At 56.9% G+C, this 14,291-nt stretch carries 13 protein-coding genes; 6 read left to right on the top strand and 7 right to left on the bottom strand.

Translation table 11 applies throughout. From position 1 onward, the window contains the following. Positions 1–30: 30 nt before the first annotated feature. From L904_RS07655 to phoB, 6 genes are all read right to left on the bottom strand, one after another. Positions 31–2,568, bottom strand: a complete 2,538-nt coding sequence (locus L904_RS07655) for an arsenate reductase (azurin) large subunit (RefSeq protein WP_020810085.1) — start codon at positions 2,566–2,568, stop codon at positions 31–33. Positions 2,569–2,580: 12 nt separating this feature from the next. Next, a complete protein-coding gene (locus L904_RS07650) occupies positions 2,581–3,090 on the bottom strand; it encodes an arsenate reductase (azurin) small subunit (RefSeq protein WP_020810084.1) in 510 nt (169 codons plus the stop codon). A gap of 155 nt (positions 3,091–3,245) precedes the next feature. Continuing rightward, positions 3,246–4,574 (bottom strand): arsenic response regulator transcription factor AioR, encoded by a 1,329-nt coding sequence (aioR, locus tag L904_RS07645; protein WP_020810083.1) that lies wholly within the window; start codon positions 4,572–4,574, stop codon positions 3,246–3,248. Continuing rightward, a complete protein-coding gene (locus tag L904_RS07640) occupies positions 4,564–6,030 on the bottom strand; it encodes a sensor histidine kinase (protein ID WP_020810082.1) in 1,467 nt (488 codons plus the stop codon). The genes aioR and L904_RS07640 overlap by 11 nt, the downstream gene beginning before the upstream one ends. After that, positions 6,027–6,941: a PhnD/SsuA/transferrin family substrate-binding protein gene (locus L904_RS07635; RefSeq protein WP_245267296.1), complete on the bottom strand. Its 915-nt coding sequence runs from the start codon at positions 6,939–6,941 to the stop codon at positions 6,027–6,029. Before L904_RS07635 ends, L904_RS07640 begins: the two co-directional genes overlap by 4 nt. Positions 6,942–7,051: 110 nt before the next feature. Beyond that, a complete protein-coding gene (gene phoB, locus L904_RS07630; RefSeq protein WP_020810080.1) occupies positions 7,052–7,744 on the bottom strand; it encodes a phosphate regulon transcriptional regulator PhoB in 693 nt (230 codons plus the stop codon). A 414-nt stretch (positions 7,745–8,158) separates the two neighbouring features. Here phoB and L904_RS07625 point away from each other — a divergent pair, with 414 nt between their 5' ends. The 6 genes from L904_RS07625 to L904_RS07600 are packed head-to-tail and all read left to right on the top strand — an operon-like array spanning position 8,159 to position 13,307. Then, positions 8,159–9,139: a PstS family phosphate ABC transporter substrate-binding protein gene (locus tag L904_RS07625; protein ID WP_059775495.1), complete on the top strand. Its 981-nt coding sequence runs from the start codon at positions 8,159–8,161 to the stop codon at positions 9,137–9,139. 57 nt (positions 9,140–9,196) lie between these two features. Then, positions 9,197–10,120, top strand: coding sequence for a phosphate ABC transporter permease subunit PstC (gene pstC, locus L904_RS07620; RefSeq protein ID WP_020810076.1), 924 nt, complete (start codon positions 9,197–9,199; stop codon positions 10,118–10,120). Further along, positions 10,120–11,067, top strand: coding sequence for a phosphate ABC transporter permease PstA (gene pstA / locus L904_RS07615; RefSeq protein ID WP_049832284.1), 948 nt, complete (start codon positions 10,120–10,122; stop codon positions 11,065–11,067). Before pstC ends, pstA begins: the two co-directional genes overlap by 1 nt. A gap of 17 nt (positions 11,068–11,084) precedes the next feature. After that, the gene (pstB, locus tag L904_RS07610) at positions 11,085–11,927 is read left to right on the top strand and encodes a phosphate ABC transporter ATP-binding protein PstB (RefSeq protein WP_020810074.1); all 843 of its coding nucleotides are present in this window, start codon (positions 11,085–11,087) and stop codon (positions 11,925–11,927) included. Between the two features lie 10 nt (positions 11,928–11,937). Then, a complete protein-coding gene (gene phoU / locus L904_RS07605; protein WP_020810073.1) occupies positions 11,938–12,639 on the top strand; it encodes a phosphate signaling complex protein PhoU in 702 nt (233 codons plus the stop codon). Between the two features lie 5 nt (positions 12,640–12,644). Further along, positions 12,645–13,307: a winged helix-turn-helix domain-containing protein gene (locus L904_RS07600; protein WP_020810072.1), complete on the top strand. Its 663-nt coding sequence runs from the start codon at positions 12,645–12,647 to the stop codon at positions 13,305–13,307. A 6-nt stretch (positions 13,308–13,313) separates the two neighbouring features. On the opposite strand, the gene L904_RS07595 is transcribed toward L904_RS07600, so the two are convergent. Further along, entirely contained in the window at positions 13,314–14,159 is an 846-nt protein-coding gene (locus tag L904_RS07595; protein ID WP_245267290.1) for a metalloregulator ArsR/SmtB family transcription factor, read from the bottom strand. Positions 14,160–14,291 lie beyond the last annotated feature (132 nt).

The following is a 14,291-nucleotide window of genomic DNA, read 5'->3' as shown; positions in this document are numbered from 1 at the left end:
GGGGGCGACTTCGCCGCCCCCGGAGAGCGTTCAGAGCGAACGGTATTCCTTCGATTTGAAGGTGAGATGGGCAACATTGCGGGGTGCGTTGGCAATCTTGCGAATGTTGCCCCAGGTCTGCTTGTAGTTCGGGATGATGAGTTCATTGGTTCCGGCACTCGTGACGTTGCCCTGCACGCCGGTCGGAAAACCGAACAGCATAAAGGTTTCACCGCGCCGCGCCGTTGGCGTCGGATAGGCCATTGCCTGGGTCGCGCCGGCGTCGTTGTAGATCTCGACGAGATCACCCTCCTTCAGGCCTGCCTCTGTCATGTCCTGCGGGTTCATCTCGATAAACGGATACGGCCATCGATCCATGACGAAGTCGTTTTCCTGGTCGAGATAGGCAGATTGCCAAACGGTGTTGGCGCGACCGTTGTTAATCAGAAATTTGTGGCTGTCCTTCTGCTGCTGCTTGCCAGGCGCCTGGAGCCCACGCCAGGGCGCATCCATGAAGCGCGCCTTTCCATCATCCGTGGAGAACACGCCGTCGGCATACAGACGCTGGGTGCCCGCGATCTTGCCGTCGGCAAAGCCCGTCGCCGGTTCCTGAAAACCGTTTGTGCCCATGGCACTCAGCCTCTCGTAGGTCACAAACTCACCGCCATGAGCGTGCTTGTTGTAACCGTCCATGAAAGCATCTTCTTCGGTTTTCCAGTCGAAACCCTTAAATTGCCCGGCATAGCTCGCGTCGCCCATGTCGGTCAGAACACGTTCCATATTGTTGGCGAGGCGAGCCGCAATCAGGCAGTCTGGCATCGCTTGGCCGGGCGGGTCCATAAAACGCTCGGTCAAGCGCATACGGCGCTCGCCATTCATCGATGTAAGGTTCATCTCACCGGATGTGGCGGCTGGCAGGATGACATGACAAGCCTCGCCGATCTTGGTCGGGATAATGTCGACGTTGACTGCGAAGAGGCCGCCTTTATCGATGGCGGCAACAATGGCGTTGACCATTGCCTCACGATCGCCATAGGGGGCGGCACTCATGGCGTCTTTCACCAAGTCGGTGCGCTTCTTGTAGACACGCTTGAATTCGTGCGCGTTGAGCGTCGTCTTGTAATGGTCACAGCCCCAGATGTGGTGAACCCCGCCCTGGCCGCCGATCAGAAGCTGATCGACATAAGCTGCGGGCCGGCCGACGTGAACGTCCGATGGTCGAACATAGCCTTCCTGGTGACCGCCGAGACGGACGACGCCGCCACCCGGTCGGCCAATATTGCCCGTGGCCAGCGCAAGATTCACCACGGCACCGTTGGTGCGATAGTTATCATTGCCCCAGATCAGGCCTTTTTCGTAACCGAACATGACGCGGCGGCGCTTTCCGCCTTCTTTCGGCATGCCGATCCACTCGGCGGCTTTGACGATCTGGGCTTGCTCGAGCCCCGTTATCTTCGCGGCGCCCTCAATGGACACACGACAGCCTTCGACGGCGCCCTCGAAGTTGGATAAATGTCCCGGTTTGGCGTCCGATTCGCCACGTGCGGGATATTGCGGCGGCCGTGCCACGCCTTGACGAGAGGTCGATTTCTCGATGAATTCGCGGTCAACCCAGCCCTTGTCGGCGATGTACGTGAACAGTGCATTGAACAGAGCGAGGTCAGTGCCGGAGTTGATCGCTAAATGCAGGACGTTGTCCTTGCCGGCTACTTCCTCGCAGGCGTTGATCGTCACTGTGCGGCGCGGATCGACGATAATGATCCGGGCTGCCTCATGCGGTTCGTTAGGCAGTACCTGTTTTTTCTTGTTGAGGCTTTCGCCCCGCAGGTTTGGGACCCAGTGGTTCAGGAAATAATTGGTTTGGGTCTCGAGCGCATTGGTTCCGACCGCGACGATCGTATCGGCGAGTTCGGCGTCCTCGTAGCAATTGTTCAATTCGCCGACGCCCATGTCGCGCGTGCCGTGGACCTCGGAATTGTAGGCAGGGCGGTTGTGGATTCGAATATTCTTGATCTTCATGGCCTCGAAATAAAGCTTGCCGGTGCCCCAGGTGTTTTCATAGCCGCCGCCAGCACCTCCGTGATCGAAGGCAGAAACGATCAGTGCGTCCTCACCCTTATCTTTCACAATCTTTGCGGTCACGCGGGCGACAAGATCGAGTGCATCGTCCCAGCTCGTCGGCTGCATCTGGCCGTAGCGCCAGACCAACGGATCTGTCAGACGCTGTTGCTGGGTGTTGCGCGCTTCGGAGAAACTTGTTTCGGCCATTCTGGCGCCGCGTACCGAGCCCAGGCCGGAATTGACCACGCATTCATGATCGGGCTTGATGACAATATGAACGTCGCGGCCATCCTGCTTGACCACGTTGTACATGGATGGCGAATACCAGGCGTCGGTCTCCGCCTGCTGTTGTTCCGACAAATCGACGCCAAATACATTCTTCTGCGGGTCGGTACCGCCCTGTTTGTTGATCGGCCACGTGTAGGCGTGGTAGCCGCAGCCGACGATGCAGAAGTGGCAGGTGACATTGTGCTTCTTGGCGTCTGCGGGAATGATCGGCAGACGGTCGACGTGACGTTTGAAAGCCATGATCTTCTTCCCTTACAAGACGTTGGAGAGGCGGCCGTAGATGAGCTCGTCGACGCCCTCGGCGAAAATGTCGCCATTGTTTGCGACACGCAGCACATACTGGGGGAGGTTCTGTGTGGCTTGTCCCCAAACCTGCTGGCCTCCCTTTTCGGGATCGAAGACAGAGAAATGGCCGGGACAATTGAAGGTTTTGTTGTCCACCGAATAACTCAGCGGAAAACCTTTATGGGGACAGATGGTGGAAAAGCCGACGATGTCGCCGTCGGGACCGACGCCGCCTTCCACGCGGGCGCCGAGTTTGATGAGGACGCCCGCGGCATCCTCATCAGGATAGCTCACGTCGAACGGCTCGTTTAGCGTCAGTTCGGAAATGTTGGCCAGACGATTGGCAGGATACTCGACCCCGGCCACAGCGGTAGCGGCTCTGGCCTGTTGTGCGCCGACGCCAGAAACGGCGACACCTGCGCTTGCAGCGGCCAATGCCCCTCCGCGCAGGAACTGGCGCCGACCGAGATCGACCATGTTTCGGCAGCGTGACATGAGCTCCTCCTCCATTTGATGTCGGAGAATGATCAGCAATTGCTATGCCAATTCCTAAAATACTGAAATATAGATATTTTCCCGTTTGATGGCCAGTTGCCCGTTCGCTTTTCCGAACAGCGTCTCGCCGCCGTTGTTCATTTGGCCGAACGTGCGGCTGCTTCTATTCCGAAACGCGTCATCTTCTCCCAGAGTGTCGTGCGTGAAATGCCGAGTTGGCCTGCTGCCTGGGAAATCTGTCCGCCGGTTGCGCTGAGCGCCCGCAGGATCTGTCGGCGTTCTGCGGCGTCGCGCGCATCCGAGAGCGTTTCGACCCGTGCCTTGTCGGATCCGCCAGCAACGTCTGGAAAGATGTCCGCCGGCATCAATAGCAGGTTTTCCGAAAGCGCCGCGCCGCGTTCCAGCCGATTTCGGAGTTCGCGAGCATTCCCGGGCCAACAGTGTTCGAGCATGGCGTCCTCGGCAAGCGTACTGATCCCGCGGACGCGTGTTTCCCTGATCTGCATGATCTCCTCGAGAAAATGCTGGGCGAGCCAGAGAACGTCCTCCTGACGCTCACGCAAGGGTGCGAGCCTGATCGGGAGGGCTGAAAGACGAAAGAACAAATCTTTGCGAAAGGAGCTTGCCTCGCTTCCGATCTCCTGATGGGTGGCACAGACAATGCGCGCCTTAAACGGGATTGTCGTTTCACTGCCTACCCGGTGAAACCAGCCATCTTCGATGAGACGAAGGAGTTTGGCCTGTAGGGCGGGAGGCATGTCGCCGATCTCGTCGAGAAAAAGAATGCCTTCCCCGGCGCGTTCGGCATAACCGCGATGGAGCTGGTGGGCTCCGGTGAAGGCTCCTTTCTCGTGACCGAACAGTTCGCTTTCCAAAAGGTCGGCTGGAATGGCTGCGCAGTTTACGGCGATGAAGGGGGCGTGGGCGCGCTTTGAGATCTGGTGCAGGAACCTGGCGCTGACCTCCTTGCCGGTCCCGGTCTCTCCCTGGATGAGCACGGGGAGCGGATGGGGGGCGTAGCGACGCAACATCTGCTCGGTGCTGCGCATCGCACCGGAAATTCCAAGGGGGCCGTTTGGCTCATTCTGTGGCTTGCTTCTGAGGCTCGATGAGACGCGGTCGAGGAAAGCCGTCATGTCGAAGGGTTTGGTAATGAAATCGACCGCGCCACTGCGCATCAGGCGCACTGCCTGGTCTATGTCGGCGTAGCCGGACATGAACAGGAAAGGTGTTGCGGTATCGCGGCTCGCCCGGCGGAAAACGTCTTCGCCATTGATGTCCGGGAGACGAATATCGCAAACGACGAGATCGAAGGGTTCCGACCCGCTGGCGAGCTCGCGCATGGCCTGCTCTCCCTTCGTCCACCATTTGACCCTGTGGCCCTCAAGCGAAAGCCGTTGGAGGAGCGATTCTCCCATGATCGGATCGTCCTCAAGTATGGCGATGCGTCCTGTTTCACGCTGCATGGCTTGCTTCCTCCCCAGGAATTGAAATCGGTAAATGCAGTTCGATGACGGTATGGCCCGCATCACCACTCTGAACGCGGATATGTCCGCTTGCCTCATCGACCATCCTGCGCACCATCCACAGTCCAAGACCTCCGGCTGACTGAGCGGCGGGCCACGGATCTGCTGATGTGAGGACCTCAACTGCAGCCTTTGACAGGCCTGGTCCCGTATCGGCAACAGAGAGGATTAACGTCGAGCCAACCTCCCCAAGACGGGTCTCGACAAAAATCTCACCATCGTCGCCTGCAGCCGCGCTCGCATTTAAAACAAGGTTCAGCAGTGCTTGCCGGACAGCCGAGCCAGGCAGAGTGGGGATAGTGAGCTCGGCTGGCCTGCTCATCCAGTTCAAGGTCTGTCTACGGCCCGCAACAACCGGGCTGGCGAGCAGGCGCACATCCTCCAGATCCTTGAGGACCAATGGATGGCCGGAGCGATCGGGTCGATAGGTCGCCAGTGTTGCCTGTACCACGTCGCGAATTCCGCCAAGACCTCGTTCCAGAAGGGACAGGCTGGTGTTACGCACCCCTTCATTTCCCCCGTGTTGCTTCAACGTATCGATCGTGTTGAATAGGCCTCCGAGCGGGTTGTTGATCTCGTGGGCCATGCTGGAAGCAAGTCGCCCCAGACTGGCGAGTTTTTCCTCCTCGGCCAGTCGGCGGCTGAGCGCGCTGCGCTGCTGCTCCGCTTCCACGAGGGCATTGAAACCGTAGAAAAGATCGGCGAGTTCACCCCTGCGATGCGGAAACTCTTCGGGCGGGATTGTCGACGGCTGCCCGGCTGCGCCAGAGCGCATGTGTTGCGCAAGCGTTGCGATCGGCTTGACCATACGCCTGGTCAGAATGTAGCCGACCACAGCGAAGACGATTGCGAGGGCAGCGTTCGTTGCAAGGAGTGTCTTGAGAACCTGGCGCCGCTCCGCAACCAAATGGGAGATGTCGAACGAGGCGTGTACGGTTCCGATCCTCTTTCCCTGATAGAGGAGCTGCCTGACACCGAAACCTGTGTTCGACTGCCACTCGACGCGAATCTCACTGTCATTGCTTTGGTCCGCAAAGGCCATCGGCAATTTTGAAAGTACCGGAATGGTGCGTGGATCACTGGAAGCGAGTACCGTGCCGTCCCGTCCTGTCACAACTGTCTCGATCGGAGAGACAGCCTCAAACATTGTGCGGGTGCGGTCGAGCAGGTCATAGGTTTCCCAGACATCCTGACGCAGGACCGCCGGGATCAGGGCCGTAGACAGGCCGTCGAAATAGGTTCCCACAACACCGTTCAGGTGTTGCTCCTGCATGTCATGAAGGCGCGCTAGAACCCGTTCCGAGATGATGACGCTTATGACAATCATCAGGGTTGCCACCATTAACGGAACCCGAACTGTCAGCGGAATGTTGCGAATACGCTCGATGAGGCTCACCCAAGCCTCCGGACGCGTTCCATATTGGCGGCGATACTGTCGTAACTTTCGGGTGAGACCTGGGTAAAACCGTCGAGCTGTAGGCGTTCAAGCACCGATCGGCCCATCTCGTCCTTGTCCATTTGCAGCAGAGCGTGTCTTATCCGGGCAACCGCCCGGCTCTGCCGTTGTCCTATCGCGGCTGCGACGGGTGGGAAACCGTGCCAGTCGGACTTTACCAATACCTTGGTCCTGGACACCAATTCGGGTTCGGTCTGTCTCATGACTTCCCAAACGTAGCCATCGACGCTTCCGGAATCGGCTAGCCCCGAAGCGACGGCCCGAATAACGTTGCGGTGTCCATAGGTGAAAAACGACTTGCGGAAGAAAGCTTCTTCAGAGACAGCACGCTCCGCCAGATAGGTTTTTGTGACGAGGTAGCCCGAATTGGAATCGGGGTCGGAAAAGGCGTGGATATCCCCGCGACAGTCGTCAAAGGTCCTGATGTCGCGATTTTGGTCAACGATGAGGTAGGACTGGTAAAGCGGTTGGCCTCGCCATAGTGGCGTCGCGACCAGTTCCAGTTCGGAGCGGTACTTCATAAACGGATAGCCGCAGATCCACGCGGCCTCCAGATTACCCGAGATCAACAGGGCCGTGACCTCCTGGTAGGTCCGCTGAGTGACCAGTTGTACCTTTTGCCCGACAGCGCCGGACAGGTAGGCCTGCAACTCGTCAAGAACTTCCAGGTCATTCGAAAGAAACACCGGTGTCAGCCCGAACCGTATCACGCCTGCCTGTGATGCTAGGGATGATGGCTCGCTTCTCGCATTTGATGCCGCCAGGCATATTGCAGACAAAGCTCCGCCAATCGCAGCACGGCGCGATATGCCATCTTCACCTACGGGCCGACTGCTCTCTTTGTGTCGAATTGGCAACGACGACCTCCACACGGCTCTCCTCCAGAGCCGTCATAAAACTGTAATATGTTTGTGCCGTTTTTCCTATTGCTGTTGAAGAATCGAAGATGAGGGGCTGGTGGCTATTTTAATCCGGTATCCATTGAATATCCTGCGCCTCTTACGGTGCGGATGAGATCCGGCTTATTGGAAAAGTTGAGAGCTTTCCGAAGCCGGCCTATGTGGACATCCACGGTCCGCTCATCCACGTAAAGGTCGTGCCCCCATACGCCGTCGAGCAGTTGTGCGCGCGAGAAAACACGCCCTGGTGAAGCCATGAGAAAGTCAAGCAGCCGGAACTCGGTCGGCCCAAGCCTGACCTCTCGTCGTTCGCGATGGACGCGGTGGCTTTCCCGGTCGAGTTCGATGTCTGCATAACGCAAAATAGACGATATCAACGCGGGTTTCGAACGCCGCAACAGAGCTCTCACCCTGGCCATAAGCTCCGGCGTCGAGAACGGTTTGACCAGATAATCATCGGCACCTGTTGCCAGTCCGCGGACGCGCTCCGTCTCTTCTCCTCGCGCTGTCAGCATAATCACTGGCAGTCGTTCAGTATTCGGTCGGGCCCGAAGGCGACGGCAAAGTTCGATTCCTGAAACGCCAGGCAGCATCCAGTCGAGAACCAGCAAATCCGGAACATTCTCCTGGAGTGCGATATCGGCTTCTTCGCCGTGAGTGATCGCTTCGACCAGGTATCCCTCTGCTTCAAGATTATAGCGGAGGAGGACGCTCAGCGCTTCCTCATCTTCGACGATCAATACCTTTGGAGACATGCGCCCGCTTTTCCTCAATTTCGTTGGTGGAGGCATTTATTACAGTTTCAACGCAAATTTATGACATACACTAAATATCCAGAAATCTGGAAATATGATTGCCTTAAAGGGCGCGACGGGCTATCTTTCGCTCCGAGCTTGCTGGCGGCCGATGCCGCAATTAGGACTCCCAATTCTTCATGAGTATAAATATCGCGCTGGTGAACATTGCAAGTAACTATCTCAATCTATAAATATCAATCCATCTGGATATACCATACTATACTTGATTGACATAAAACTGTCATAGAACAATACTATGACCGCCCTGCGTTCGCGGATGTCGCGTTCAGCTTTTCTGAATTCACAGAGGGTCGTCATGAACACAACACGAAAACCTTTCGCCCGGCGCGCGCCGCCTTCGCTTCTTCCGCAATCTCGGCTCTGACGCTCGGTCTTCTTGTCGCGCCGTCCTTCGCACAGCAGGCTCCGACCGTTCTGATCGACGGTTCCAGCACCGTTTTCCCAATTTCCGAAGCCATGGCTGAAGAGTTCCAGAAGGCTCAGGCTGGCAAGACGCTCGTTACGGTTGGTTCGTCGGGTACGGGCGGCGGCTTCAAGAAGTTCTGCCGCGGCGAGACGGACATCACCGGCGCATCGCGGCCGATCCGTTCCGACGAAATCGAACTCTGCAAGCAGAACAAGGTCGAGTTCATCGAGCTGCCGGTCGCCATCGACGCATTGGCGACGATCGTCAGCCCGCAGAATAACTGGGCATCCTGCATGACGGTCGCTGAGCTGAAGAAAATCTGGGAGCCTGAGGCGCAGGGCAAGGTCACCAATTGGAACCAGGTCCGCGGTGACTTCCCAGATGCCAAGCTCGGCCTGTTCGGTGCTGGCACTGACTCTGGAACCTACGACTATTACACCCTTGCGATCAACGGCAAAGAACACTCCAGCCGCGGCGACTATACGGCGACCGAAGATGACAACATCACGGTACAGGGCGTTGCCGGCGACAAGAACGCGATCGGCTTCCTTGGCCTCGCCTATCTGAGCGAAAACGCCGGCAAGGTGAAGGCTGTTGAAATCAAGCAAGCCGATGGATCGTGCGTGGCGCCGTCGATCGAGACCGCGACCGATGGAACCTACCAGCCGCTGACCCGCCCGCTGTTCTACTATGCGTCCAAGAAGGCCGCCGACGAAAAGCCGCACGTGCGTGCTTTCGCCGAGTTCCTCTTCGACGCGAAGAACCAGGAAGAGCTTGTCAGTGAAGTTGGGTATGTGGCTTTGCCTGCAGAAGCCGCTGGCCTCGCGCTCAAGAAGTTCGAAAACCGCAAGACCGGAAGCCACTTCGAAGGTGGTTCGAAGGTCGGTGTGACGGTCTCCGATCTCGTCGCCGACGCAGCCAACTAAAATCCATACCTTTCCGGCAGCCGCGAGCGTTCGCGGCTGCTCTCACCGGAGCACAAGATGCCTACAACGCTCGACCCATATCTTCCAAGTGACGCTTTTCTGAAACGGCGACGTCTCATCGATATGTCGATGCGTGTGTTGCTGTTTCTGTCTGCTGCCCTTTCGGTTTTCGTGACGGCCGCGATCATCTATGTGCTCGTCAGCGAGTCGTGGAATTTCTTCATGCAGGTCTCGCTGTGGACGTTCCTGACCGACACAGAATGGACGCCCGTCTTCGCCCAGCCGCGATATGGTATCCTGCCACTACTCACGGCAACGCTATGGGCCGCCGGGATTGCGATCCTGATCGCCATACCTCTAGGAACAAGTCTGGCAGTCTATCTGAGTGAGTATGCTCGGCCAGCCGTTAGAGAGACAGTCAAGCCGATCCTCGAATTGCTTGGAGGGGTGCCGACAGTCGTTTTCGGCTACTTCGCTCTCCTCTTCATAACGCCTTTGCTCCAGACATTTATCCCCGGCTTGACCAGCTTCAATCTCCTCGCGCCAGGGATCGTGCTCGGCATCATGATCATGCCCTACATCGTCTCGATCAGCGAAGACGCCATGCGCGCCGTGCCGGCTTCGCTAAGGGAGGGCGCCTACGCACTCGGCATGACTAGGCTGCAAACGTCGTTCAGGGTCATCATTCCAGGTGCTTTCTCCGGGATTACCGCGGCATACCTCCTGGGCATGTCCCGTGCCGTCGGTGAGACCATGGTGCTTGCCATCGCTGCGGGCCAGAACCCGAACCTGACCGCAGATCCTCGAGAGGGTGCTGCAACGATCACGTCATACATCGTTCAGATGAGCCTTGGTGATTTGCCGCACGGATCGCTGGCATATCAAACCATTTTTGCGGCTGGCCTCGCGCTCTTCGTGTTGACCCTGATCTTCAATATTGTCGGCTTCTTTCTTCGCCGCCGCTTCCGGGAGGCTTACTGATGGCTATCAGTGCCGAGAATATAACTGTGCTCCACGACACTTCCTCACAAGTTCAACTGGTCAATCGAGCGAGACGAAACGATCTCGTGTTTGCGAGTTTGGGCCTGATCATCCTGTTCATCGTCATGGCCTTCCTGATCGCGCTCATCGTGGACCTCTTCAGTGATGGACTGGCTCAGATTGATTACGCTTTTCTGACGGAGTTTCCTTCAAGGCGGGCTGCCGATGCCGGAATTCTATCGGCTTGGGTGGGCACTTGCCTCGTCATGTTTGTCACCGCGCTTCTGGCTATTCCGCTCGGTGTTGGAGCTGGTCTCTACCTTGAGGAATACGCGAAGAAGAACTGGCTGACAGATGTGATCGAGATCAACGTCACCAATCTTGCCGGCGTGCCGTCGATTATCTACGGCCTGCTTGCGCTCGGGTTTTTCGTCTACTTGGCCGATCTTGGGCGGACTGTGCTTGTTGCGGGTATGGTGCTCGCGCTTTTGATCCTACCGATCGTCATTGTCGCGACGAGAGAGGCTATCCGCGCGATACCGCAGACAATCCGCGAAGGTGCGTTTGGTCTTGGTGCCGATAAATGGCAGACGATGTGGCACTACATCCTGCCTGCTGCCCGGCCTGGCATCCTCACCGGAGCGATCGTCGGCTTGTCGCGGGCCATCGGCGAAACCGCGCCCATCATCACGATCGGCGCTCTGACATTTATCGCGTTCTTGCCGCCTGCACCCGTGAGCGCGAACTTTCCTTTCATCAATTTCGATTGGCTGAATGCGCCATTTACGGTGATGCCGATCCAGATGTTCAACTGGATTTCGCGACCGCAGGCAGCCTTCCACGTCAATGCTGCGGCGACAGGCGTTGTGCTGATGTTCATGACGCTCGGCATGAATGCCATCGCCATTTGGATACGCTTCCGGCTTCGACGCAAGCTTGGCCTCTAACTGAGATCGGACCGAAAATGAACGATACAACAACCGCCCTGCGGCCTGTAAACGCAGGCCAGGAAACAAGTTCCTCCCGCAACATTCTGACCCATCCTGAGCATCTGCGGGCGGAGGTGAGGGATCTCGATTTCTGGTATGGAGATTTCCACGCCCTGAAAAAGGTCAATCTTCCGATTGCCGACAAGCAAGTCACTGCCTTGATCGGTCCGTCAGGCTGCGGAAAGAGCACGCTCCTGCGATCGTTCAACCGTATGCACGATCTTTACCCGGGCAACCGATACGAGGGTGCAATCGAACTGTTGCCGGAAAAGCAGAATCTGGTTTCTTCAGGCATCGATCCGATCTTGATCCGATTGCGGATCGGGATGGTTTTCCAAAAGCCTAACCCATTCCCCAAGTCCATCTATGAGAATGTTGCGGCAGGCCTCAAAGTACGCGGTATCACAAAGAAGAGCCTGCTCGACGAGCGGGTCGAGCAGGCTCTTCAAGGCGCCGCCCTCTGGAACGAGGTGAAGGACCGCCTGCATCAGTCGGCCTACGGTTTATCGGGAGGGCAGCAGCAACGTTTGTGTATTGCCCGAACGCTCGCTCCAAACCCGGAAATCATTCTGTTCGACGAACCGACATCGGCGCTTGACCCGATCGCCACGGCGAAAATCGAGGAGTTGGTCGCTGAATTGCGCGATCAATATACGATTGTCATCGTCACGCACAACATGCAGCAGGCTGCGCGTATATCGACCTACACCGCCTACATGCACCTTGGCGAGATGACCGAGTACAACGCGACAAATGAGTTCTTCACAAACCCGCAGAACGAAAAAACACAGCACTACATCACCGGGCGCTTCGGCTGAGGAAAAAATCATGACGATGGATCACACTATTCGCGCTTTCGACGAAGAGCTGCACGACCTCACGGAACAAGTCTCTTCCATGGGGCGCATCGCTGCTTCGCTCCTCGACAAGTCGGTCGATGCCCTCATCGGTAACGACAAGGCGCTCGCAGAAGAGGTCGTCAAGGCTGACCTTCAACTTGATGCCATGCAGAGGACTGCTGAAACGGCAGCTGTCCAAATTATTGCCCGCAGACAGCCCGTGGCCAACGATCTGAGGCGGATCGTCGGTGCGATGCGAATGGTTTCAAATCTCGAGCGCGTGGGCGATCTCGCGAAAAATATTGCCAAACGCTCTGCGATCGTTGATGCGTCACTCAACAGGGGTGTCGTTTCCGCCGGCTTTGGCACGCTGGCTGAAGCTGCCAAAACCCAGATGGCAGGCGCCCTTGAAGCCTTCCGAAACAACGACGCGAAAATGGCGTCGGAGGTTCGACGCCAGGACGAGCATATCGACGTCCTCTATAACGGGCTCTTTCGGGAACTCCTGACATATATGATGGAGGACCAGCGCTCGATCACCTTGTGCGCCCATCTGCTCTTCTGTGCGAAGAACCTTGAGCGCGTCGGTGACCATGCCACAAATCTGGCTGAGACGGTCGAATACATTGTGACGGGTGATGATGTCTCGGCCGATCGGCCGCGCGCTGAAACCGTGGTCGCGATGGAGTGACGTGCATGCCGAGCGTTGTTATCGTACAGGAAGATACGGGCGTTGGCTCGATCCTCGAGGCTAGCTTCCGCGAAGAGGGTTACATCGCCGGAGTTTGTGGCATGGCAGACCAGTGCGAACGCATGGTCGCCGAGCGGCAACCGGATCTGGTCGTCGTTGATTCTCTTGGGCGAGCCGGCGCTCTGCACAAATCGTTCGTTCGTATGCGATCGAACGTCCAAAGAAGACAGCTGGCAATCATCGTCTTGGGTGGGGAGGCCGTCCCCACCACCTTTTTCGACGTCGGGGCCGACGACTACCTGCCGAGGCCCTTTTCCATGCAGGAGCTTCTCGCTCGCAGCAATGCCCTCATTGAGCGTTCAGTCTCGAAAACCACAAGGATTTTGAACCATCGCGAGATATCCCTGAACCTGGAAACTCACAGGGTTTCGCGCAAGGGTCGGCAAATTCATCTTGGCCCTACCGAATACCGCCTGCTGCAGACGATGTTGCAGGAGCCCGCGCGTCTTTTTTCGCGTCAAGAAATCCTCGAGATGGTTTGGAACGATGTCAGTAGGGACGAGCGTATTGTCGACGTGAGTATCAAACGGCTGCGAAAATCGCTGAACATTGGTAGCAAGGAAGACGCCGTTCGTACTGTGCGGGGTTGTGGCTACGGACTGCAATAGCCGCCGTCAGCGATTTACGTCCCCGAGTGCTCTCAGCTGCGTCTGAAGAGACATCCGATCGATCGATTCCATCGGAAGCGACGTGAACACGGAAAGTCGGCTGGTAATCGCATCGGCTGCCCGGCGAAAAGCTGCGAGCTTTTGGAGTTCCGTGCCTTCGACAATAGTCGGATCGTCGATCCCCCAGTGTGCGGTAAACGGCTGACCCGGCCAGGACGGACACTGCTCGCCGGTCAGTGTGTCGCAAACGGTGAACACAAAATCCATCGCAATACGGTTTTCCCCCTTGAACTCATCCCAGCTCTTGGGGCGCAGGTCACCGATCGGACATTCGATTTTCTGGAGCGTCACAAGCGTTAAGGGATGAACGACACTTGCTGGCAGATTACCGGCGGAGTACGCCTTGAAACGTTCGGGCGCCATATTGCGGAGGATAGCCTCTGCCATGATCGACCTCGCCGAGTTTGCCCGGCACAAAAAAAGAACGTTGAAAACTCTCCTCACTGGCTGGTCAGACGCAGTCTCGGCATGAGCACGCTTACCGGGAGGGTGAGAGAAGTCTGTCGCCAAAAACTCGACAAGCCGCCAGACAAGCTCCGTATTCGGACGGTAAATTATCGTGGTGCCGACACGTTGCGTCTGTACCAGACCTGCTCGCTTCAACACGTTGAGATGTGATGACATCGTGTTTTGAGGAATATCAAGCAATCTGCCGATGTCGCCTGACGGCAATCCGTCCGCCGCGTTATCGAGAAGGAGGCGAAGTGCGTCGAGTCGAGTGGTTTGGGCAATCGCCGCAAATGCATCTACGATAGCTGATTTTTCCATAAGTCTGGATATATCGATTTTCATGCCTGGAAGCAAGGATCCTTAACTGGCGTCAAATTCGATATTTCCGTATTTCTGGAAATATACAGAATTGTCATATTCCTGTAGCGGAAGTGCAGAATAAGCGGGGTGACTCTTTCTGGATCAATGGAGAAC

Source organism: Agrobacterium sp. LY4 (assembly GCF_001526585.1).
GTDB lineage: Bacteria > Pseudomonadota > Alphaproteobacteria > Rhizobiales > Rhizobiaceae > Agrobacterium > Agrobacterium leguminum.
This window is presented reverse-complemented; position numbering and strand designations above follow the sequence as displayed.

What these genes read in the sequence shown, in the direction of transcription:
- L904_RS07650 (WP_020810084.1), bottom strand. Translation starts at nt 3,090, where the DNA reads ATGGTCGATCTCGGTCGGCGCCAGTTCCTGCGCGGAGGGGCATTGGCC.
- L904_RS07600 (WP_020810072.1), top strand. Translation starts at nt 12,645, where the DNA reads ATGCCGAGCGTTGTTATCGTACAGGAAGATACGGGCGTTGGCTCGATC.
- phoB (WP_020810080.1), bottom strand. Translation starts at nt 7,744, where the DNA reads ATGTCTCCAAAGGTATTGATCGTCGAAGATGAGGAAGCGCTGAGCGTC.
- pstC (WP_020810076.1), top strand. Translation starts at nt 9,197, where the DNA reads ATGCCTACAACGCTCGACCCATATCTTCCAAGTGACGCTTTTCTGAAA.
- phoU (WP_020810073.1), top strand. Translation starts at nt 11,938, where the DNA reads ATGACGATGGATCACACTATTCGCGCTTTCGACGAAGAGCTGCACGAC.
- L904_RS07595 (WP_245267290.1), bottom strand. Translation starts at nt 14,159, where the DNA reads ATGAAAATCGATATATCCAGACTTATGGAAAAATCAGCTATCGTAGAT.
- L904_RS07655 (WP_020810085.1), bottom strand. Translation starts at nt 2,568, where the DNA reads ATGGCTTTCAAACGTCACGTCGACCGTCTGCCGATCATTCCCGCAGAC.
- aioR (WP_020810083.1), bottom strand. Translation starts at nt 4,574, where the DNA reads ATGCAGCGTGAAACAGGACGCATCGCCATACTTGAGGACGATCCGATC.
- pstA (WP_049832284.1), top strand. Translation starts at nt 10,120, where the DNA reads ATGGCTATCAGTGCCGAGAATATAACTGTGCTCCACGACACTTCCTCA.
- pstB (WP_020810074.1), top strand. Translation starts at nt 11,085, where the DNA reads ATGAACGATACAACAACCGCCCTGCGGCCTGTAAACGCAGGCCAGGAA.